Raw genomic sequence first — 19,750 nt, forward strand, 5'->3', positions numbered from 1 at the left:
TCCTGGGTGGCCCGATGGGCCGGTTGGGGGTGACGACAACAGACATCACAGCTCGAAGAACAGCCCTTCGGACCACGGGAACACGAAGTTGTAGCCCGGTCCCCGGAAGAACGAGCTGACGATGGTGAGGACCGCCCAGAACATCAAGAACATGGTGAACAGCGAGACCGCGAACTTGCGGTCTTCGGGCTTGGAGCTCGAGTTCTGGTCGATGTAGGGGGCGAGGATCAGCATGAAGATGCCGATGCCGGGGATGGTCACGCCTGCGACCATCGGGTGGAACATGGTGAGCAGTTCCTGCAGGCCGAGGAAGTACCACGGGGCCTTCGACGGGTTCGGCGTCTCGTTGAGGTTGGCCAGGGCCAGCAGCGGGGCGTTCACGAAGATCGAGAAGATCAACAAGAACGCGGTGACGGCCAACGCGGCGACGAACTCGACCGCCAGCAGGTGCGGCCAGGTGTGGACCTTGTCGACCGGGGTGGCCCTGACGTCTTGGATCGACCCGGACTTGACCACCGTGAGCAGGCGCTGGGTGTGCCCCCCGGGACCGGTGGCGGTGGGTTGGGGTGCGGTGGCGACACCACCACCGGCGGGCGCGGCGGCCACCGCGGTGCCCGCACCGGCGCCTGCCTCGGCGCCACCACCGCCGGCGCGCTCCTTGGCGGCCTTGGACCGCTCGAGCAGGTGGGCGGGGATGCGGCTCTCGGCCTCGGAGGGCGCAGCCGCCTCGCCACCGCCGGCGGGCGCGGGCGCGGCCTGGTCGCCACCGGCGTCGCCGCCGGCCGTTTTGGCTTCGGCCTTCTTGCGGGCTTCCTCGGCCCGCTTGCGGAGATGTTCTGGGATCTCGGTCATGGTGTCTCTCGCGGGCCTACAGCGGGCCCGAGATGCCTCCGTCCTTGCGAACTCGCCAGAAGTGGATGGCCAGGAAGATGACCAGCACGAAGGGCAACATCAGCACGTGGAGCACGTACCACCGGATGAGGGTGTCGCTGCCGATCTCGGCTCCGCCGAGCAGCACGAACCGGACCTGGTCGCCGAACACGGGTGTGTAGCCCATCATGTTGGTGCCCACCGTCACCGCCCACAGTGAAAGCTGGTCCCAGGGGAGCAGGTAGCCGGTGAACGACAGCAACAGGGTGAGGGTGAGCAGGATGACCCCGATCACCCAGTTGAACTCGCGGGGCGGCTTGTAGGCGCCGTGGTAGAAGACCCGGGCCATGTGCAAGAACACCGACAGCACCATGAGGTGCGCCCCCCATCGGTGCATGTTGCGCACCAGCAGCCCGAAGGTGATCGAGGTCTGCAGGGCGAACATGTCGTCCCAGGCCGCGGCGGCGGTGGGGCGGTAGAAGAACATCAAGAAGATGCCGGTGACCGTGAGGAGGATGAACAAGAAGAAGCTCAACCCACCCAGGCACAGGGTGTAGCTGACCTTCACCGCGTGGCGCTTCGTCTTCACCGGGTGAAGGTGGTACAGCACGCTGTTCATGATCACGTAGGACCGGTTCCGGGGGCTGTCGGAATAGCCCTTCCGGAAGATCGATCCGGGTCTGAAGATCGAGTTCCACGCTTGTGAGCCCTGGACCCGATCGCCCAGATCGCTCAACTTGTCCTGCATCGACGTCGCCACTGTTGGGGCTTACTCCCTCACTCGTTCGGTGCCCATCTCAGCCGAGCCTCATCCCGTAGCCGTAGCCGTGGGTGTTGGTGCGCTGGTGGGCGTCGCCGTTGGGATCTGGATCGCCAATACGTCCGAGGATGATCACGCCGGTGGGACACCGGTCGACGCAGAGCGCGCAGCGGGTGCAGACGTCGTCGTCGATGGTGAAGATGACGTGGTCGCTCGGGTCGGTGCCGGGAAGCTCGGTGCCGATGGCCTCGTCGATGGCCTCGGGCTGCACCATGTGGATGCACTTCCACGGGCAGATGTCGACACAGCCCTCGCACATGATGCACTCGGACTGGTCGATGTGGATGAACTGCTTGGGCTTGACCGCAGCCGAGAGCCAGGCCGCGTCGACCTCCTGGAGGACGTAGTCGTCGCGGAACTCGGGCATCGGGGGGTTGGCATCGGTGCGGGCCATGATCAGTTGCTCCTCACGAGCGGGCGTCCATACGACGAGGTCGGGACCTCGGGGGCCTTCTCCTTGCCACGGCCCTGCCAGACCATCCACAGCGCCACGTTGGCCGTGAGGATCACGCCGTAGATCACGACCGCGACGAGGTCGCGCAGGTGCACGTAGTTGACATCGAAGGGCAGGGCGTCGATCACGCCCCCCGGCCCGTGCACCATCTTGTCGGACCGCCAGCCCCACTCGCTGTCGGCCAGCAGCAGCCATTGGTTGGGCACCACGCCGTAGGCCCAGAAGAGGAGGAAGAACACGAAGACCGCGGCCGCCATGGCTTCGCCCCAGGTGAGCGGGGTGCCGACCGGCCGGCGCTTGCGAAATGGGATGATCGCAGCGGCCAGGACCAGGGCGATCAGGCTCGAGGCCACGAAGGCAACCACTGGCAGACACCTCCTCGTGAATCCACTCACGACCCTACCCGCGAGGAAGGGCCAACTCCGATCAGGGCACCTGAGGGTTTAGCACGATCGCTTCGGCGCGAGCACATCGACCGGTCCCCCGCGACACCTGGCTCCCTCCCGCTTGGCCGCAGCACCACACCGTTGCCTAGAGTGGCCCCGACTGGCCCACGCTCCGTGCCGGGCCGGGACCGATCGTCAGCGGAGGACGTGTTGACCGAGATCCCCGAGCACCTGCTTCAGCGCTCCCGTGAACGTCGGGCCGCGCTCGGCCTTGGCGGCGGTGACGCCGGCGAGGCCCCGGCATCGCCGGCGTCGGAGTCCTCCGGGACCGAGGTCAGCCCGGCTGCCCAACCGGCGACCCCCGCGCCGGCCGCACCGGCCGAGCCCGAGCCCAAGGAGCCCGAACCGGTCCCCCCCTACGTCGAAGCCTCGCTGCGGCGCCCCCGCATCCCCATCTGGGCGGTACCGGTGCTGGCCGGGCTCATCTTCTGGGCGCCCATCTACGTCGGGACCCTCTCTGCCCCTGAGGCGGCAGGCCCCGTCCAGGCCGGCGGCGAGGTCTACGCGGTGAACTGCTCGGCGTGCCACGGCGCCGCCGGCGGCGGTGGCGTCGGCCGCCAGCTCAGCGGAGGCGAGGTGCTGGCCACGTTCCCCGACTGGCAGAGCCACGCCGACTACGTCCTGCAGGGCTCCGATGCCTTCCAGGGCGAGGTGATCGGTGACCCCGACCGCGAGGGCGGCGCCCACGTCGCCGGCGAGTTCGGCATCATGCCCGGCTGGGCCGACACCCTCAGCGACGTCGAGCTGCTCGAGGTGGTCCTCTACGAGCGGGTCACCCACGGAGGTGCCGACGAGGCCAGCGACGACATCGTCGAGCTGACCGAGGCCCTCGAAGCGGTCGAAGGCGGCGAAGCGCTCGATCTCGCCGCCGGCGAAGGCTGAGGACCCTCAGCCGCCCAGCTCTGCGGCCGCCTCGGCGGCAGCGTCGACCGTGCGGTCGATGTCGGCGTCGGTGTGGGCCAGACTCGGGAACAGTGCCTCATAGGGTCCCGGAGCCAGGGCGACGCCGCGGTCGAGCATGGCGGCGAAGAAGCGGCGGTAGACCCCGGTGCCTCCGCTGATCTGGGCACTCGGGAAGTCGGTCACCGGGGTGTCGCCGAAGAAGAGCCCCACGAGGGGACCGACCCGGGGAACCTGCACCGCCACTCCTGCCGAGCCGATGGCCGCAGCCAGCCCGTCGGCCAGGCGGGCGGCGATCGAGTCGAGCTGGAGGTAGGCGCCGGCGTCGAGCTCGGCGAGGGCGGCCAGCCCGGCGGCGGTGGCCAGCGGGTTCCCCGACAGCGTTCCCGCCTGGTAGACGGGTCCGAGCGGCGACAGGTGGGCCATCAGCTCGCGGGATGCGCCGAAGGCCCCGACCGGGAGCCCGCCCCCGATCACCTTGCCGAACGCCCACAGGTCCGGGGTCACCCCGAACCGCTCGGTGGCCCCTCCGACGCCGAGCCGGAACCCGGTGATGACCTCGTCGAACATCAGCAGCGCGCCCGCATCGTCGCAGGCGGTCCGCAGCCCCTCGAGGAAGCCGGGCGCGGGCGGGACGAGCCCCATGTTGGCCGCGACCGGTTCGACGACGACGACCGCCACGTCGGATCGGATCTCGGGCACCACGTTGTAGGGGGCGACGATCGTGTCGGCCACCGCTCCCTCGGTGACACCGGCCGAGTCGGAGGTCGCGTCCTCGGCGACGCTGCTGCCGCCGGCCACCAGCAGCGAGTCCATGTGTCCGTGGTAGTTGCCCGCGAACTTGAGGATGCGTGGACGTCCGGTGGCACCGCGGGCGAGCCGAATGGCCGACATGGTGGCCTCGGTCCCGCTCGACACCAGGCGCACCATCTCCAGGCCCGGGACCCGGCCCACCAGCTCCTCGGCCATGAGCACCTCGCGCTCGGTGGGAGCACCGAAGGTGGTGCCGCTGAGCGCGGCCTCGCGGACCGCCTCGACGACCGCGGGATGGGCGTGGCCGAGGATCGACGCCCCGTAGCTCTGCACGTAGTCGCAGTAGCGGTTGCCCTCGACGTCCCAGACGTGGGCACCGCTGCCTCCGGCGACGAAGTAGGGGGTGCCGCCCACCGACCGGAACGCCCGGACCGGCGAGTTGACCCCGCCCGGGATCACCGCCTGGGCGCGTGCGAACAGCGAGTCGTTGGTCGGTCCGGTCATGACCGCGCTCCCCTCACGACAAGGCCCCTCACGACAAGGCCTCGGCCAGGTCGCGTGCGAAGTAGGTGAGGATGAGATCGGCGCCGGCCCGCTTGATGGCGGTGATCTGTTCGACCGCCACCGCATCGCCGTCGATCCATCCGTTGGCCGCGGCCGCCTTCACCATCGAGTACTCGCCCGACACGTGGTAGGCGGCGATGGGGAGGTCGAGCTCGGCCCGCGCCCGCACGATGACGTCGAGGTAGCTGAGCGCGGGCTTGACCATGACGATGTCGGCCCCCTCGTCGACGTCCTCGCGGATCTCCTGGATGGCCTCACGGGCGTTGTGCCAGTCCTGCTGGTAGCCCGTGCGATCGCCGCCCCCGGCGATGGTGACGTCGACGGCCTCGCGGAACGGGCCATAGAGACCCGAGGCGTACTTGGCGGCATAGGCCATGATGGCGACCTGTTCGAACGACTGGTCGTCGAGCGCGTCGCGGATGGCCATGACCTGTCCGTCCATCATCCCGCTCGGGGCGACGATGTCGGCCCCCGCGTCGGCCTGGGCCACCGCCGTCTCGGCGTAGATCTCGAGGGTGGCGTCGTTGTCGACCTCGCCGGTGACGGTGACCACTCCGCAGTGGCCGTGGTCGGTGTACTCGTCGACGCACAGGTCCGAGATGAGCACCATGTCGGAGCCGACCTCGTCACGCAGGTCGCGTAGCGCCAGCTGCACGATGCCCTGGGGGTCGAACGCGCCGCTTCCCCGCGCGTCCTTGACCGCGGGGATGCCGAAGAGGATGACGGCGGGGACGCCGAGGTCCCGAAGCTCGGCGACCTCCTTGCGGAGCGACTCGCGCGTGTGCTGCACGATGCCCGGCAACGAACCGATGGGCTGGGGTTCGGTGATGTCCTCGCGCACGAACAGCGGTGCGATGAGGTCGTCGGGTGCCAACCGCGTCTCGGCCACCATGCGGCGAAGCGCCGGGGTGCGGCGGAGACGGCGGAGACGGCGCTGGGGAAAGCTCACGACTCCGATCCTACGGGCCCGGGTTCACCGCTCCCCACCCGCTTCTTCCATCGGCCAGAGGCAAATCGCGCGGATCTGTCGCGCTGGGTGAGACAGATCCGCGCAATTTCGTGGGTGGGTGTCCTGAGGCTGATGGCCAACTCAGCCGAAGCGGCGCTGGAGGTCGGCGAGGGTGAGGCTGGCCATCGAGTCGACAACCAGATCGGCCGCCGAGAAGTCGCCCGGGGCGGTGATGCGGTTCGGCACCGCCACACAGGCCAGGCCGGCCGCCTTGGCGGCAGCGATCCCATGGGGCGAGTCCTCGATCGCGACGGCGGCACCGGCCTCGACACCGGTCGCATCGAGGGCGGCCAGGTACACATCGGGCGCAGGCTTGGCCCGGCCATCGACGACGTCTCGGCCGCACAGTGCGTCGAATCGCCCGTGCAGGCCGAGTCGGGTGAGGTGCATGTCCAACCAGCGGGTCATCGACGACGAGGCGACCGCCAGCCGCAGCCCCTCGGCGTGGGCCGCGTCGATCAGCTCGGCCACCCCCGGAAGTGGTTGGAGCGCGTCGACGTACTCGTGGTGGCGTCGAACCGACAGCTCGTTGAGCGAGTCGTGGTCGAGCGGTGTTCCGACCAACGCCTCGAGTCGCTGCGACCAGTCCCCTCCCCCGACGGTGCCGACGATGGAACGCCACCACTCGAGATCGAGCTCGTGCCCGTGATCGGAGTAGATCCCCGCGATCGCCTGGTAGACGGACCACTCGGTGTCGAGGATGAGCCCGTCGAAGTCGAAGACGATGGCCTGCAGGGCCACGGTCAGGTCTCCGTCGCGGCGCAGTGGGCGACGATGGCCTCGACGAGGCCGGCGATGGTGTGCGGGTCCGCCACCACGTCGACATCGAGACCCTGCGACCGAGCCGCGGCGGCGGTGACGGGGCCGATGCAGGCCACCGCTCGTGGCGGGGGGTCCAGGCCGACCCCGGCGACGTAGCCAGAGACCGTCGAGGCCGAGGTGAAGGTCACGATGTCGGCGGCGACCGCGGCTCGCGCCTGGACAGGGTCGACCGGTGGGTGGACCGTCCGGTAGGCCTCGACCCGGTCGACCAGCCAGCCGGCGGCCTCGAGCCCCTCACCCAGCACCGGTCGGGCACCGGCAGCCTGGGCCAGCAGCACCCGTCCACCGCCGGGTGGTGGCGCGGGGAACACCTCGAGCAAGCCCTCGGCCACGAACCGGTCCGGCACGAGGTCCGGAGCGAACCCGCGGGTGGCCATGGCCTCGGCCGTGCCGGGACCGATGACCGCCAGGTGGGTCTCTGCTGCGACCAGGGCCTGCGGGGTGACCGCGGACGCCACCCGGTCGGCACCGTTGGTCGAGGTGACGACCAGCCAGTCGTAGCGGTCGAGGCCGGCCAGCGACGCTCGCAGCGCGGCATCCCCGTCGGCGGCGTCGACCACGGCGATGGTGGGCATGACCACCACCTCGGCGCCGAGCCCGCGGAGGGCCTCGACCAGCGATGATGCCTGGTCGGTGGCGCGGGTGACGGCCACGGTCGTTGCGGCGAGCGGAGGCCTCTCCACCGCCGTCAGCCTATTGCCCACCCGCCAGCAGCTCGGCTCCGCCACGCTCGTCGAGGAGGCGCCGGGCCGCCGAGCGGGCCGCAGCCACCCCGTTGCGCGACTCGACCCGCTCGCGCAGCACCGTGAAGCCGTCGAAGGACGCGAGGAGCGAGTCGACGCGAACCGCGTCGTCGCCCACCAGGGTTGCGTGGGCGCCGGCGGGCAGGTCGCAGTCGCCCCCCAGCTCAGCGAGGAATCCCCGTTCGGCCTCGACCAGGCGCCGGGTGGCAACGTGATCGACCTGGCCGAGCAGGGTGATGAGGTCGTAGGCGTCGTCGCGACACTCGACGGCGAGGGCGCCCTGTCCCACCTGGGGGACCATGACCTCGGGATCGAGCAGTTGGGTGATGTGTTCGTCGAGACCCAGGCGCTGCAACGCCGCGGCGGCGACGATGATGGCGTCGAATCCCGCGGCCTTCTCGAGCCGGGTGGTCATGTTGCCCCGCAGGTTGGAGAACTCCAGCCCCTTGCGCAGGTGGGCGAGCTGGGCGCGGCGCCGGATCGAGCCGGTGGCCACCTTCGCTCCGGGGCGCAGCTCGTCGAGGGTGGCGCCCACCAGCGCGTCGCGGGGGTCGCCACGCTCGGGGATGGCGGCGAGCGCGAGCGAGGGGTGGGTCACCGACGGCAGGTCCTTGGCCGAGTGCACCGCGATGTCGGCACGCCCGTCGAGCACCGCGGCCTGCACCTCCTTGACGAACACGCCCTTGCCTCCCATGGCGGAGATGGGCACGTCCTGGCGCCGGTCGGCGGTGGTCTCGACGATGACCTCCTCGACGGTCACCTCCGGGTCGACCGCCTCGATGAGCGCGGCGACGTGCTCGGTCTGCCAGCGGGCCAGGGTGCTGCCGCGGGTGGCGGCACGGATCAACATCGACGCCGCGCTCAGAGGTCGAACAGGTCGCGGAGCGCCTCGGCCAGGCGATCGCCGCGCGGGGTGCCGGCGGCGTCCTTCAGCCGCACCGTGGGGTCGTGGAACACCTTGGCGAGCACGCCGCGGGTCAGCGCCTCGATGGTCTCGCGGTCTCGTTCGTCGAGGTGGGCGAGCCGGCTGCGGTAGCGGTCGAGCTCGTGCTGGCGGACCGACTCGGCACGGGTGCGCAGCTCGGAGATGAGCGGGGCGGCTTCGCGAGCCGATCGGGTGTCGAGGAACCGGGTGAGCTCGTCCTCGACGATGGCCCGGACGGCGACGACCTCGGCCTGGCGGCCACGCATCCCTGCCTCGGCGAAGCGTCGCAGGTCGTTCATGTCGAGCAAGGTGACGCCATCGAGCTCGGCGGCAGCCGGATCGACGTCGCGGGGGACGGCGATGTCGACGATGAGCATCGGGCGGTCGGGGCGGGCCGCCATGGTGGCGGCGAGGTCGCCGTGCTCGACCATGAGCGACGAGGCCCCGGTGGAGGTGAGCAGCAGGTCGATCCCGGCGAGGGCATCGGAAAGGTCGGACAGACGCACCGCCCGCCCGCCGACGCGGTCGGCCACCTCGACGGCGCGCTCCCAGGTGCGGTTGGCGACCATCACCTCGCCGGCACCGGCGCCCAGCAGCGACGTGGCCATGCCCTCGCCCATCTCGCCGGCGCCGAGCACCATCACCTTGCGTCCGTCGAGGGCGCCGAGCCGGTCGACGGCCATGGCCACCGCGGCCTGGGAGATGGACGTGGTGTGGTGGCTGATCGTGGTCTCGGTGCGGGCCCGCTTGCCGGTCTCGACCGCGTGACGGAACAACAGGTTGAGCGCCGTCCCGCTGGTGCCTTCGGTCTGGGCGAGCTCCCATGCGCCCTTGACCTGGCCGAGGATCTCGCTCTCGCCGAGCACGGCGGAGTCGAGTCCGGCCGCGACCGCGAAGAGGTGGCGGACCGCGTCGGCGTCGTAGTGGGCGTAGAGGTGGTCGGAGAACTCCTCGGGAGCGAGGTAGGCGACATCGGCGAGGGCCTCGCGGATGTCGCCGTAGGCGCCGTGGAAGCGCTCGGCCACCGCGTAGATCTCCATCCGGTTACAGGTGGAGAGCACGACCGCCTCGCTGAGGTGATCGCGGCTGCAGAGGCCGGCCAGGACCTTGGGGACGCGGCCGGCGTCGACGGTCATGCGTTCGAGCAGCTCGAGCGGGACCGTGCGGTGGTTCAGGCCAATGGCGACGACGGACACCCGGTGGCGCTCCTTGGAGTCGGGCTGGGGGCAGGCTCCAGCTTCCCGCGTTCCATCGTACAGTCGCCAGTCAGCTGCGCCAGATGAGCAGTCGCAGCCACACGCGCCGTTCCTGCCGCCCCGGTCTCAGCGGTCGAGCGCGGCGTCGGGGCCCACCGCCGAGGGCCCGTCGGCACGCCGGCGGTAGAAGCTCAGGATCTGGAGCTCGACAGCCAGGTCGACCTTGCGGACCGACACCGTCGGTTCGAGCGAGAGCACGCTGGGCGAGAAGTTGAGGATGGAGCCGACACCGGCGTCCACCATGCGCTCGGCGACGCCCTGTGCCGCCGCGGCGGGTGTGGCGATCACCCCGATCGTGATCCCTTTGGAGTCGACCAGGTCGCCCAGCTCGTCGAGGTGGTGGACCGTGACCCCGGCGATCGATGTGCCGACCTTGGCCGCATCGACGTCGACCAGCGCGCCGACCGGGAAGCCTCGATCGGTGAACCCGCCGTAGTTGGCCAGCGCCTGTCCGAGGTTTCCGACCCCGGCGATGACGACCGGCCAGTCCTGGGTGAGCCCCAGCTCGCGACTCATCTGGAACAGGAGGAACTCGACGTCGTAGCCCACCCCACGGGTCCCGTAGGAGCCCAGGTAGGAGAGGTCCTTGCGCACCTTGGCCGCGTTCACTCCCGCCAGTTCGGCCAACCGCTCCGACGAGACCGTCGGCGTCCGCTCCTCGGCCATCTCCACGAGGCACCGCAGATAGATCGGGAGCCGAGCCACGGTTGCCTCGGGGATCCGACGCTCCTGCTCGCTCATGCGAGGAAGCTACCGTTCGGGTGCGTTGGTTCACAAAGTCACACACGGCGGGGCACTCGACGCGGAGCGACCGCGGCGGCGGTCGGTCAGGCCAGGGTCCGGCGCAGGATCTTGCCTCCGAGCCCGCGTGGGATCTCGTCGACGAACCGGATCTTCGACGGGCACTTGTAGCGGGCCAACCGATCGCCGAGGAAGGCGATGATGTCGTCCTCCTCGCACTCGGTACCGGGTTCGACCACGACATAGGCCTTGACCGCTTCGCCGGTGTGGGGGTGATCGACACCCACCACGGCGGCCTCGGCGACACCGGGATGCTCGACCAGGGCCTCCTCGACCTCGGCGGGATAGACGTTGAAGCCCGACACGATGATGAGGTCCTTGGCCCGATCGACGATGAACAGGTAGCCGTCGTCGTCGATCACCGCCAGATCGCCCGTGTGGAGCCAACCGTCGGCGTCGAGCACCGACGCGGTGGCGTCGGGGTCCTTCCAGTAGCCGCCGAACACGTTGGGCCCACGGACCCAGATCTCGCCGGCGTCACCCACGAAGGCGTCGTCGCCCTCGGCGTCGACGAGTCGCATCTCGACACCGGGCAACGGACGCCCGATGGAGCCCACCGGTGCGCCCGTGCCGACCGAGTAGGCCACGACCGGCGACGCCTCGGTGAGTCCGTACCCTTCATAGACCCGGAGTCCGAATCGGTCGAGCATCCGTTCGGCGACCTCGACCGAGAGCTTGGAGGCGCCCGACACCGCGAGGCGGACGGTGGCGAAGGCGTCGCGGGGCAGGTCGGGCGTGTGGGCAAAGGCCGCCCACATGGTGGGTGGGCCGGTGATCGCGGTGACCTCGTGGTCGGTGATCGACTCGACCGCGGTCGTGGGATCGAACCGCTCGACCAGCACCACGGTGGCTCCCACCGACAGTGCCGGGGTGAGCACCACGTTGAGTCCGAAAATGTGGAACAGAGGGAGGATGCCATAGGTGGTGTCGTCGGCCCGGCGGGCGATCGACTCGACGGCCTGCACCTGGTCGATGTTGGCCATCAGGTTGCCGTGGGTGAGCATGGCCGCGCGCGGGGCACCGGCGGTGCCGCTGGTGAAGATGAGCACGGCGAGGTCATCGGGCTCGCGCTCGATCACGGGGGCCGGGTCGTTGGCGACCAACGCGCTGAAGGCGGTTGCCCCGGCAACGTCGCCGGGTCGAGCAGCGACCAGGTGCTCGACGGTGGGGATCCGGCTGGACTCGATGCCGGCCACGACCCGGCCGGCGGTCGGCCCGACCAGGACCGCCCGGGCACCGACCGTGTCGATCTCGCGGGCGAGCTCGAGCGCGGGGCTGAGCGGGTTGAGCGGCACCACGACCAAGCCCGCGCCCAGCGCGGCAAAAAACGTTTCGACGAAGTAGCGGTTGTTGGCACAGATGATGGCGATCCGGTCGCCCGGTTCGAGACCCATGGCCGACAACCCACCCCGGATCGCTCCGACGTGCCCACCCAGGTCGCCGTAGGTGATGCTGGTGCCGTGGCTCACCAGGGCGACCTTGTCGTCCGGGTGCCGGTCGGTGATCGATGCCAGGTTCACGTGTCCCCCATCGAAGGCAGTCGTCGAGTGTCGACGGACGATCGACAGTTCAGCACAGAGACTCACGGCGTGACGGCTCGCGCCGACCGGGACCTGGTGGAACCGGCCATCGCGACCCACCAGCTGACCCGCCGGTTCCCGAGCGGTATCGCCCTCGATGGGCTCGATCTGGAGGTCTACCCGGGGGAGGTGCTGGCCCTGCTGGGACCCAACGGTGCCGGAAAGACGACCACGATCCGGCTGCTCAACGGCGTGCTCACCCCGAGCGAGGGGTCGGCGACGGTACTGGGGCTCGACCCGACCCGGCACGGCCACGAGCTGCGGCGACGCACCGGAGTCCTCACCGAGAACGCCGGACTCGACGACCGCCTGACCGCCCGCGAGAACCTGGAGGCGACCGCCCGCATCCGTGGCTTCTCCGCCGCGGCCGCCCGGCGACGGACCGACGAGCTCCTCGAGCGGTTCACCATGGCCGACCGGGCCGACGTCGCGGTCCAGGGCGCGTCGACGGGACAGCGCAAGCGGCTCGCCCTCATCCGCGCGCTGTTGCACGAACCGGAGGTCTTGTTCCTCGACGAACCCACCTCCGGGCTCGACCCTGCCGCCACCCGCGACGTCGTCGACCTGATCGGCACCCTGGCATCGGAGCACGGGAGGACCATCATCTTGAGCACCCACTTCCTCGGCGAAGCAGGGCGGCTGGCCGACCGGATGGCGGTGCTCAACCGCGGATGTCTGCGGATCGCGGGCAGACCGGCCGAGATCGCCGAGGCGATGTGGCACGGGCTTCCGGTCGAGCTCGATCTCGCCGCACCGGCACCGCGACCGACACTCGACACGATCGCCTCGGTCGACGGCGTGATCGAAGCTCGAGCCAGCGCCACGGGCGCGCGGGCGGTCGTCGACGACCGCGAGGTCCTTCCCCGCGTCGTGGTGGCACTGGTCGCGGCCGGGGTGCCGGTCTATGGCAGCACCGCCCGACCGCCGACCCTCGAAGACATCTACTTCGCCATCGAGGAGCAGATCGCGGCCGAGGAGGGCCGTCCGGTGGGGAGCGCGCCGTGAGCCCGGTCCGCAGCCCGAACAACACTCCGATGGCACCTCCGGTGGGCCCCGAGCCCGTCCCCACCGGGCGGGACTGGAACGCGATCGCGGCGATCATCCGCAAGGATCTGACGGCGGTCCGGCGGTCGAAGGCGGTCATGATCCCGATGCTTGCGGTACCCACCTTGTTGCTCGTGATCCTGCCGTTGCTGATCGGTCTGGCCGCGCGAGGCCAAGACGCCGACCTGACCAACTTCCTCGCGTCGATGCCCTCGGGACTGGCCGCACCCATCCAGAACCTGCCCCCGGGCGAGCAGCTGATCGTGCTGGTGAACGGCTATCTCCTCGCCCCGCTGTTCCTCATCGTGCCGCTCATGGTCTCGGCGGTGCTCGCCGCCGACGCCTTCGCCGGGGAGAAGGAGCGCCGCACCCTCGAGACGCTGTTGCACCTGCCCATCCAGAACCGCGACCTGTTCCTCGCCAAGCTGCTCGGCGCGTTCATCCCCGCGGTGCTCGTGTCGTGGGTGGGGTTCGTGCTGTTCTGCGTGGTCGCCAACACCGTGGCCTGGCCGGTCATGCATCGTGTTTTCGTTCCCACCCGCTTGTGGGTCGTGATGATCCTGTGGGTGGCACCAGCCGTGGCGACCCTCGGACTGGGGGTGATGGTGCGCGTCTCGATCCGCGCCGGCTCCACCCAGGAAGCCAACCAGCTGGGTGGTGCCGTGGTGCTGCCGCTGATCTTCCTGGCGGTCGGTCAGTCGACCGGACTGCTGCTGCTCGACCTGCCCATCGCCGTGGCGATCGGTGCCGTGATCTGGGTGCTGGCACTGGCACTCACCGCCCGGGGAGCCCGCAAGTTCACCCGCGACCAGCTCGCGGCCCGGATCTGATCCGGCACCCCGCTCAGCGAGCGAGGAAGAACAGCTGGAGCACCGATGCACCCAGCAACGCCAGCAACAACAAGGCGAGGGTGATGACGGTGCCCTTCCTCATGACCGGTCCTTGGTCCGCAGCGTGACCGCCTGGTGCAACCCGGCGTCAGGATCGCGTCGCGGCTCGCCGTCGAGGGGGGACAGCGCGACCTCGTCGCCGGAGGTGACGCTCAGCTCATCGGCCGCCGAAGCCTGGTTGGCGACCACGGCGAGCAGACCATAGGAGTCGATGAGCAAGCCGACCTCGCCCGTGCGCAGCTCGGCGTAGGAGTCGACCCGGCTGGCCGAGCGGCGGCGCCCCCCGATGTCCAGGGCGACGACGTCGCCGAACTCGGCGATCTCGTCGGGATCGACGTTGAGCTGCACGTTGCCGAACTGGTCGATCCAGAGCGCCTCGGCGGACAGCACGTCGCCGTCGAGCTGGGTGACCGGGATCATGGTGGGGCGCAACCCGTTCGGGTCGACCTCGGTGCCCACCTCGTCGATGGGGACGCCGGTGCACAGGTGGGCCGCGACCGGAGCGAACACGTCGCGACCGTCGAAGGTCGCGCCGGGTGCGGGCAGGTGGTAGGCGGGGTTGTCCAGCGCGAACGCTCGGGTGGCCCCACCGACCATGGCCACCGCGGGGGCGAGCAGGCCGTTGTCGGGCCCGACGAGCACCGAGTCTCCGTCGCCGACCTCGACCGCGATCGCTCGCCGGTCGGTGCCGACACCGGGGTCGACCACGGCGACCACCACGCCGGGGGCGAGGTACTGGGCGGCCCGGGCGAGGGTGAGCGCCCCGGCCCGGACGTCGTGGGGCGGTACCTGGTGGGTGATGTCGATCACCCGGACCTCGGGGCTGATCGAGCGCACGACCGAGTGCACCACGCCGACGAACTCGTCGACGGTGCCGTAGTCGGAGAGGAACGAGATGGTGTCGTAGCGGAGTTCCATCGCAGCGCTGACGCTACCGCTTCGCCGACCTGACGCCGACATCACGAGGCTGGTTCAGCGGGAGTCTCGCCCCATCTCGCGGGCCCGCTCGGCCGCGGCCACGACGGCGTCGGCGAAGGCGGCCCGCACTCCCGCGGACTCGAGGGCCTTGAGGCCCGCCGCGGTCGTCCCACCCGGGGAGGTGACCGCGGCCCGCAGGGCCTCGGGACCGTCGTCGGAGCTGGTGAGGAGGGTGGCCGATCCCAGGAGGGTCTGGCCGACCAGGGTGGCAGCGGTGTCGCGGGGCAGACCAACGAAGACCCCTGCCTCGGTGAGGGCCTCGGCGACGAGGAACACATAGGCCGGTCCCGATCCCGAGAGCCCCGTGACCGCGTCGAGCTGCGACTCGGTCACCCGGACCACGATGCCCACCGCGCCGAGGACCGACTCCGCCCAGTCGAGGTCGTCGTCGGTGGCCGCGTCGCCTCCGGCGATGGCCGACGCACCGGCACCGACCAGCGCCGGGGTGTTGGGCATGGCCCGCACCACGGGCACGCCGTCGCCGGCCGCGGTCTGGAGCTGGTGGAGGGTCACACCGGCGGCAATGCTCAGGATCCGGCCCGCTCCTCGGGCCACCGCGGCACCGACCGCGTCGGGCACGTCGCCCGGCTTGACCGCCACGACCGCGCCCGACGCGTCGAGCGGCTCGGAGGTGACCGTGACGTCGGGGAAGCGCTCGGCGAGCTGATCGCGCCGGGCCGGGAGCGCTTCGACGACCGCGAGGTCGCCCGGTGACCAGCCACCCGCGATCAGCCCTCCGAGGAGCGCTTCACCCATGCGGCCACCACCGACGATCTCGAGCACGTGCATGGCCTCGACCCTACCGGTCGTCGACCGGCACCGCCGGTGGTGGGGGCGGGAGCTGCACGACCAGCGCGGCGATGACCACCATGGCCGCCAGTCCCCCTCCCAGCAGGAACGTCGAGCCGGTGCCGACGGCGGTGACCGCGACACCGGCCAGGAGCGGACCGACCGTCTGGCCCGACCGGATGGCGCTCACCTGGAGCGACAGCACCGCCCCGCGACTCGTCTCGCTCGCCGACCCGGCAACGACGTCGGTCAGGGTGGGGAGGAGCAGGCCCTCGCCCAACCCGAACACGACACCGGCGGGCACCAGCAGCAGCAGCGTGCCCGCCAGACCGACCACCGGAAAGGCCAGCGCGAAGAGCACGAAGGCGGCGATCACGACGGCGCGGGAGCTGCGGCGGGAGCGGATCCACCCGAGGACCAGCGCCCCGGTGGTGGCACCCAGGGCGGGCAGCGCCATGACCAGCCCACGCTCGCCGGCCGAGAGCCCGAAGGAGCGAGCGAGGTGGAGCGGAAGGACGGTGAGCATCAACCCGAAGATCATGATGAAGGTGACGAAGGTCAACGACAGCGGCGTCAGTACCCGGACCGACCGGGCGATCCGCGCCGCGGCCCGCACCTGGGCACCGATGCTGGTCGAACGATCGGTCGGCCCGTGGTCGAGGCGGGCCATGACCACCAGCGCGGTGATCAGGGCCAGGGGATAGGGCGCGAAGGCCCACCGCCAGCTCCCGAGGTCGGTCAGCGTGCCGCCGACAGCGGGGAGCACGGCGAGCGACACGGTCAGCACCGCCGAGTTGTAGCCGAAGTGCCGTGCCCGTTCGACGCCGCTCCACGTGTCGCTGATGAGCGCGTTGGCCAGGTTGATGAGACCGGCCGAGCCGACCCCTTGACCCAAGCGGGCGAGGACCAACCATCCGAAGCCGGGAGCGAACGCTCCCAGCGCTCCGAAGCAGCCGAAGGCGACGAGGCACGGCACCAGCACCCGACGGCGGCCGTAGCGATCGGCGAGGACCCCCACCAGCGGGGCGATCGCGATGCCCGGCACGCTGGCGGAGGCGACCAGCACCCCGGCGCTTCCGTCGTCGAGACCGAAGTCCTCGAGGATGTTGGGGATCGCCGGGTAGAGCAGCGTGTTGGCGAGGATGCCGGTGACGGTGATCGATCCGATCAGCAGCATGGTCGGTGCCCGCCGGCGATGTGAGGACCGCGGGCGACCCGGGGGGCCGGTGTGGTTCATCCGCACTTCCCCGATCGGATGCACCGCCCCGGCTCCCCGGGCACGAGACACACCGTATCATGGAAATACATGAGATGCAATGAAGTTGCTCAGTCGGAGAACCGGGAGGCGAACCCGATCCGCAAGGCCGGCCGGAAGCACTGCTCGACCGTCGCGTAGAGGAGCCCGAGGATGTGATCGAGCGCGGCGTGATCGACGGTGTGCACCGGAATGGCACCCTTCAGGAACACCGCTTCCTCGATCCCGATGCAGAAGGCGGCGCCGACGATCTTGTCGTTGCGCACGAGCAGGTGCTCGAAGAGCGCGCCCTGGTTCTCCTCGGGCGCGGGCATCACGTAGGTCTCGTAGTGAAGCATCCGCTGGCGCAAGGTCAACCAGATGGCGAAGGTGTCCTTCTCCTCGCCGAGCACCCGGATGTACCAGCGCCCCTCCCCCGGCTCACCCCGCTCGACCGCGACCACCACCGGGTTCTCGTTGCGCTCGGACTCGGCCCAGGCGTCGATGGTGGCCGCCACCGCCGCGAGCGTCTCGGGACTGGGAGGCTGATCGTCGTCGGGGATCAGATCGGACATGGACCGGACCCTACCCGGCCACCCGGATCAGACAGCGCAGTCGATCGGTACCCGGGTCGACAGGTCGGCGTAGATCCGCCGGAGACGGCCGGCGGTGGTCGACCAGGTGTAGCGGCGCGCATCGTCGGCCGCACGGGCGGCCATCGACGCCGCCAGCTCGGGATCACCCAGGATCGTCCGAGCACGATCGGCATAGGCCTCGGGATCGCGGGAGTCGACCAGGAACCCGGTGGTCTCGTGGGCCACGAGGGTGCGCAACCCGCCGACGGCGGCGGCCACAACCGGGGTGCCACACGCAGCAGACTCCAGCGCCACCAGACCGAACGACTCGGACCGGCTCGGCACCAAGGTGAGATCCGCCGCCCGGTAGTAGGTGCTCAGCAGGTGGTGGGGCTGGGGCTCGACCAGCCTGACCTGGTCGATGACCCCGAGGTCGGTGGCCATGGCCCGCACCCGCTCGAGCTCGGCGAACCCTTCCGAGCCGCTCGGTCCACCGACGGCGACCAGCACCGCCGACGGGTCTCGGAGAGCGGCCAGGGCCTGGACCGCCACGTCGAGGCCCTTGAGGGGCTGCACCCGACCGACGAAGAGCAGCACGGGGTGGTCACCGAGTCGGAGGGCGGCACGAGCGCCCCGCCGGTCGCCGGGCGAGAAGAACGCATGGTCGACACCGGGTGGCACGATCTCGATGCGGCCCGGGTCGGCCCCGTAGAGCTCGCGCAGCTGCTCGGCCTCGTTCGGACTGTTGGCCAGGATGGCATCCGAACAGCCGATGACCGACGACTCGGCGTCGACCCGCCGCTGTGGCTCGGGGTCGCCGGTGTCGGCCTTCACCCGGGCAAGGGTGTGGAAGGTGGCGACCAGCGGCAGCCCGAGCGTGTGCTTGATGGTGTGCCCGGCGACCCCGGACAACCAGTAGTTGGCGTGCAGCGCGTCGACGGGCTCGGCGCCCAACAGGTGCTCGATGACCCCGTCGGCGAAGGTGTCGACGACCTCGGGCAACGCCTCCTTGGCCAGATCGGGCGGACCGGCGTCGATGTGGACCACCGAGAACCCGGGTTCGACCTCGACGACCGGTGCCAGCTCCTCGGACCACCGACGCACATACACCCGGCAGGCGATGCCGGCCTGGGCGAGCGAGGAGACCAGCTCCCGGACATAGACGTTCATCCCCCCGGAGTCGCCGATCCCGGGTTGGGCCAGGGGCGAGGTGTGAAGGGACAACACGGCGAGGGTGCGCACGGCAGGTCTCAACGTCACGAGTCGCCCGAAGATTCCCCGATGCCGCCTCCGCTGTCCGCCGGCCCGTCCGCCTCGGCGTCTGGCACCGGCTCGGGGCGCAGCCCGTTGGCCGCCTGGAACGAACGGTAGATGTGGGCGAGGGTCTGTCGCTGGTCGTCGGTGAGGGTCGGGTCGCGGGAGATGGCTCCCACCAGGTCGTCCTCGGAGCCGACCCGCTCGTCGAGGATCCCGGCCCGCACGAACAGCGTCTCGGCCGAGATCTCCAGCGCCTTGGCGATCTGTTGCAGGATCTCCGCTGACGGGCGGCGCAGGCCACGCTCGATCTGGCTCAGGTAGGGGTTCGACACTCCTGCCTGGTCGGCGAGCTTGCGCAGTGAGAGCTGTCCGAGCCGGCGCTGGTCGCGGATGAACTCGCCGACCTCACGCCAGCGCTGCTCGAGGGCATCGGTCACGCTTCCAGCCTAGGTGCGCCTGCGCGTCGTCGTGCTCGCGGCCGCGAGCAGATGCTCACTGCAGCAAGGCGTCGACGCTGGCCTCGCCCGAGCGGTAGCGGCGCGTGATCTCGGCCTGGAGCTGGTCGATCTGGGCGTGGAGGCGGCGGCGGACCCCCGACACCTCCTGCTCGAGCCCCTCCATGCGATCGACCGCCTCGACCAGCTCGGCGTCGGGGATCTGGTTCAGCTCGCTCAGGCGACGGGGGCTGATGATCCCGTCGACCAGATCGGTGAGCTCGTCGTCGATGGCGGGAAGTCGCAGGTCGCGAGGGGCCTGGCCCATGCCGGGGGCACGCGAGTGCTCCGCCAGTATCGCCGGCAACCGGGCGAGGAGCTCGTCCATGTCGCCGGGGGCGTCACCCGAGTGGCGGCGGGACAGCTCGGTGCCGAGGAGGTCGAGGCGAACCTGGATGACACGCCGCAGGTACGAGACCGACTCCTCACGCTGCTGGCACGCCGCGCGTCGCCGCCGCACCTCGGCCAGATCGAGCGCGGTGAGATCCTCGACGAAGGCGGGTTCGAGCAAGCGGTCGAGTTCGGGGTGCATGCCGTCCTCCTGGG

The 19,750-nt window shown here is 70.5% G+C and carries 22 protein-coding genes; 3 read left to right on the forward strand and 19 right to left on the reverse strand.

Annotation, left to right across the window (positions count from 1 at the left end):
* Positions 1–45: 45 nt before the first annotated feature.
* Genes U5K29_12285 through U5K29_12300 form a run of 4 tightly spaced genes read right to left on the reverse strand, consistent with a single transcriptional unit; the run spans position 46 to position 2,509 of the window.
* The gene (locus U5K29_12285) at positions 46–852 is read right to left on the reverse strand and encodes a menaquinol-cytochrome c reductase cytochrome b subunit (protein MDZ7679316.1); all 807 of its coding nucleotides are present in this window, start codon (positions 850–852) and stop codon (positions 46–48) included.
* A 16-nt stretch (positions 853–868) separates the two neighbouring features.
* Entirely contained in the window at positions 869–1,618 is a 750-nt protein-coding gene (gene extP, locus U5K29_12290; protein MDZ7679317.1) for a selenite/tellurite reduction operon b-type cytochrome ExtP, read from the reverse strand.
* Between the two features lie 49 nt (positions 1,619–1,667).
* Complete coding sequence (locus tag U5K29_12295) at positions 1,668–2,084, reverse strand: 4Fe-4S binding protein (GenBank protein MDZ7679318.1); 417 nt, start codon at positions 2,082–2,084, stop codon at positions 1,668–1,670.
* A gap of 2 nt (positions 2,085–2,086) precedes the next feature.
* Positions 2,087–2,509: a hypothetical protein gene (locus U5K29_12300; GenBank protein ID MDZ7679319.1), complete on the reverse strand. Its 423-nt coding sequence runs from the start codon at positions 2,507–2,509 to the stop codon at positions 2,087–2,089.
* 231 nt (positions 2,510–2,740) lie between these two features.
* Here U5K29_12300 and U5K29_12305 point away from each other — a divergent pair, with 231 nt between their 5' ends.
* Positions 2,741–3,472, forward strand: coding sequence for a cytochrome c (locus U5K29_12305; GenBank protein ID MDZ7679320.1), 732 nt, complete (start codon positions 2,741–2,743; stop codon positions 3,470–3,472).
* A gap of 6 nt (positions 3,473–3,478) precedes the next feature.
* Here U5K29_12305 and hemL read toward each other — a convergent pair whose 3' ends face one another.
* From hemL to U5K29_12345, 8 genes are all read right to left on the reverse strand, one after another.
* A complete protein-coding gene (gene hemL / locus U5K29_12310) occupies positions 3,479–4,747 on the reverse strand; it encodes a glutamate-1-semialdehyde 2,1-aminomutase (protein MDZ7679321.1) in 1,269 nt (422 codons plus the stop codon).
* Between the two features lie 28 nt (positions 4,748–4,775).
* Complete coding sequence (gene hemB / locus U5K29_12315) at positions 4,776–5,756, reverse strand: porphobilinogen synthase (protein ID MDZ7679322.1); 981 nt, start codon at positions 5,754–5,756, stop codon at positions 4,776–4,778.
* Positions 5,757–5,897: 141 nt separating this feature from the next.
* Positions 5,898–6,557: an HAD-IA family hydrolase gene (locus U5K29_12320; GenBank protein ID MDZ7679323.1), complete on the reverse strand. Its 660-nt coding sequence runs from the start codon at positions 6,555–6,557 to the stop codon at positions 5,898–5,900.
* 2 nt (positions 6,558–6,559) lie between these two features.
* Positions 6,560–7,321, reverse strand: coding sequence for a uroporphyrinogen-III synthase (locus tag U5K29_12325; protein ID MDZ7679324.1), 762 nt, complete (start codon positions 7,319–7,321; stop codon positions 6,560–6,562).
* Positions 7,322–7,331: 10 nt separating this feature from the next.
* Positions 7,332–8,231: a hydroxymethylbilane synthase gene (hemC, locus tag U5K29_12330; protein MDZ7679325.1), complete on the reverse strand. Its 900-nt coding sequence runs from the start codon at positions 8,229–8,231 to the stop codon at positions 7,332–7,334.
* Positions 8,232–8,242: 11 nt separating this feature from the next.
* Entirely contained in the window at positions 8,243–9,502 is a 1,260-nt protein-coding gene (locus tag U5K29_12335) for a glutamyl-tRNA reductase (GenBank protein MDZ7679326.1), read from the reverse strand.
* Positions 9,503–9,628: 126 nt separating this feature from the next.
* Entirely contained in the window at positions 9,629–10,303 is a 675-nt protein-coding gene (locus U5K29_12340) for a redox-sensing transcriptional repressor Rex (protein ID MDZ7679327.1), read from the reverse strand.
* A gap of 86 nt (positions 10,304–10,389) precedes the next feature.
* On the reverse strand, positions 10,390–11,883 hold the full coding sequence (locus U5K29_12345; protein MDZ7679328.1) for a long-chain fatty acid--CoA ligase: 1,494 nt from the start codon (positions 11,881–11,883) through the stop codon (positions 10,390–10,392).
* 69 nt (positions 11,884–11,952) lie between these two features.
* Between U5K29_12345 and U5K29_12350 the strand changes: the two genes are divergently transcribed.
* A complete protein-coding gene (locus tag U5K29_12350; protein ID MDZ7679329.1) occupies positions 11,953–12,948 on the forward strand; it encodes an ABC transporter ATP-binding protein in 996 nt (331 codons plus the stop codon).
* Positions 12,945–13,817, forward strand: a complete 873-nt coding sequence (locus tag U5K29_12355; GenBank protein ID MDZ7679330.1) for an ABC transporter permease subunit — start codon at positions 12,945–12,947, stop codon at positions 13,815–13,817. The genes U5K29_12350 and U5K29_12355 overlap by 4 nt, the downstream gene beginning before the upstream one ends.
* Before the next feature lie 99 nt (positions 13,818–13,916).
* On the opposite strand, the gene U5K29_12360 is transcribed toward U5K29_12355, so the two are convergent.
* The 7 genes from U5K29_12360 to U5K29_12390 form a co-directional block, all read right to left on the reverse strand.
* Positions 13,917–14,795: an SAM-dependent chlorinase/fluorinase gene (locus U5K29_12360; GenBank protein MDZ7679331.1), complete on the reverse strand. Its 879-nt coding sequence runs from the start codon at positions 14,793–14,795 to the stop codon at positions 13,917–13,919.
* Between the two features lie 54 nt (positions 14,796–14,849).
* The gene (proC, locus tag U5K29_12365) at positions 14,850–15,644 is read right to left on the reverse strand and encodes a pyrroline-5-carboxylate reductase (GenBank protein MDZ7679332.1); all 795 of its coding nucleotides are present in this window, start codon (positions 15,642–15,644) and stop codon (positions 14,850–14,852) included.
* A gap of 10 nt (positions 15,645–15,654) precedes the next feature.
* A complete protein-coding gene (locus U5K29_12370; protein ID MDZ7679333.1) occupies positions 15,655–16,821 on the reverse strand; it encodes an MFS transporter in 1,167 nt (388 codons plus the stop codon).
* Positions 16,822–16,970: 149 nt separating this feature from the next.
* Positions 16,971–17,453: a YbjN domain-containing protein gene (locus U5K29_12375; protein ID MDZ7679334.1), complete on the reverse strand. Its 483-nt coding sequence runs from the start codon at positions 17,451–17,453 to the stop codon at positions 16,971–16,973.
* Between the two features lie 27 nt (positions 17,454–17,480).
* Positions 17,481–18,695 carry a glycosyltransferase gene (locus tag U5K29_12380; protein ID MDZ7679335.1) on the reverse strand — a complete coding sequence of 405 codons (1,215 nt, stop codon included), beginning with the start codon at positions 18,693–18,695 and terminating at the stop codon, positions 17,481–17,483.
* A gap of 14 nt (positions 18,696–18,709) precedes the next feature.
* On the reverse strand, positions 18,710–19,147 hold the full coding sequence (locus U5K29_12385) for a helix-turn-helix transcriptional regulator (protein MDZ7679336.1): 438 nt from the start codon (positions 19,145–19,147) through the stop codon (positions 18,710–18,712).
* 55 nt (positions 19,148–19,202) lie between these two features.
* Positions 19,203–19,736 (reverse strand): hypothetical protein, encoded by a 534-nt coding sequence (locus U5K29_12390; GenBank protein ID MDZ7679337.1) that lies wholly within the window; start codon positions 19,734–19,736, stop codon positions 19,203–19,205.
* Positions 19,737–19,750 lie beyond the last annotated feature (14 nt).

This window comes from Acidimicrobiales bacterium (assembly GCA_034521975.1).
Lineage (GTDB): Bacteria > Actinomycetota > Acidimicrobiia > Acidimicrobiales > SKKL01 > SKKL01.

Bases quoted from the DNA above. Each gene is read 5' to 3' on its own strand.
- hemC (MDZ7679325.1), bottom strand. From the start codon at position 8,231: ATGTTGATCCGTGCCGCCACCCGCGGCAGCACCCTGGCCCGCTGGCAG.
- U5K29_12360 (MDZ7679331.1), bottom strand. From the start codon at position 14,795: ATGGAACTCCGCTACGACACCATCTCGTTCCTCTCCGACTACGGCACC.
- hemL (MDZ7679321.1), bottom strand. From the start codon at position 4,747: ATGACCGGACCGACCAACGACTCGCTGTTCGCACGCGCCCAGGCGGTG.
- U5K29_12375 (MDZ7679334.1), bottom strand. From the start codon at position 17,453: ATGTCCGATCTGATCCCCGACGACGATCAGCCTCCCAGTCCCGAGACG.
- U5K29_12340 (MDZ7679327.1), bottom strand. From the start codon at position 10,303: ATGAGCGAGCAGGAGCGTCGGATCCCCGAGGCAACCGTGGCTCGGCTC.
- extP (MDZ7679317.1), bottom strand. From the start codon at position 1,618: ATGCAGGACAAGTTGAGCGATCTGGGCGATCGGGTCCAGGGCTCACAA.
- U5K29_12285 (MDZ7679316.1), bottom strand. From the start codon at position 852: ATGACCGAGATCCCAGAACATCTCCGCAAGCGGGCCGAGGAAGCCCGC.
- U5K29_12295 (MDZ7679318.1), bottom strand. From the start codon at position 2,084: ATGGCCCGCACCGATGCCAACCCCCCGATGCCCGAGTTCCGCGACGAC.
- U5K29_12370 (MDZ7679333.1), bottom strand. From the start codon at position 16,821: ATGCTGCTGATCGGATCGATCACCGTCACCGGCATCCTCGCCAACACG.
- U5K29_12390 (MDZ7679337.1), bottom strand. From the start codon at position 19,736: ATGCACCCCGAACTCGACCGCTTGCTCGAACCCGCCTTCGTCGAGGAT.
- proC (MDZ7679332.1), bottom strand. From the start codon at position 15,644: ATGCACGTGCTCGAGATCGTCGGTGGTGGCCGCATGGGTGAAGCGCTC.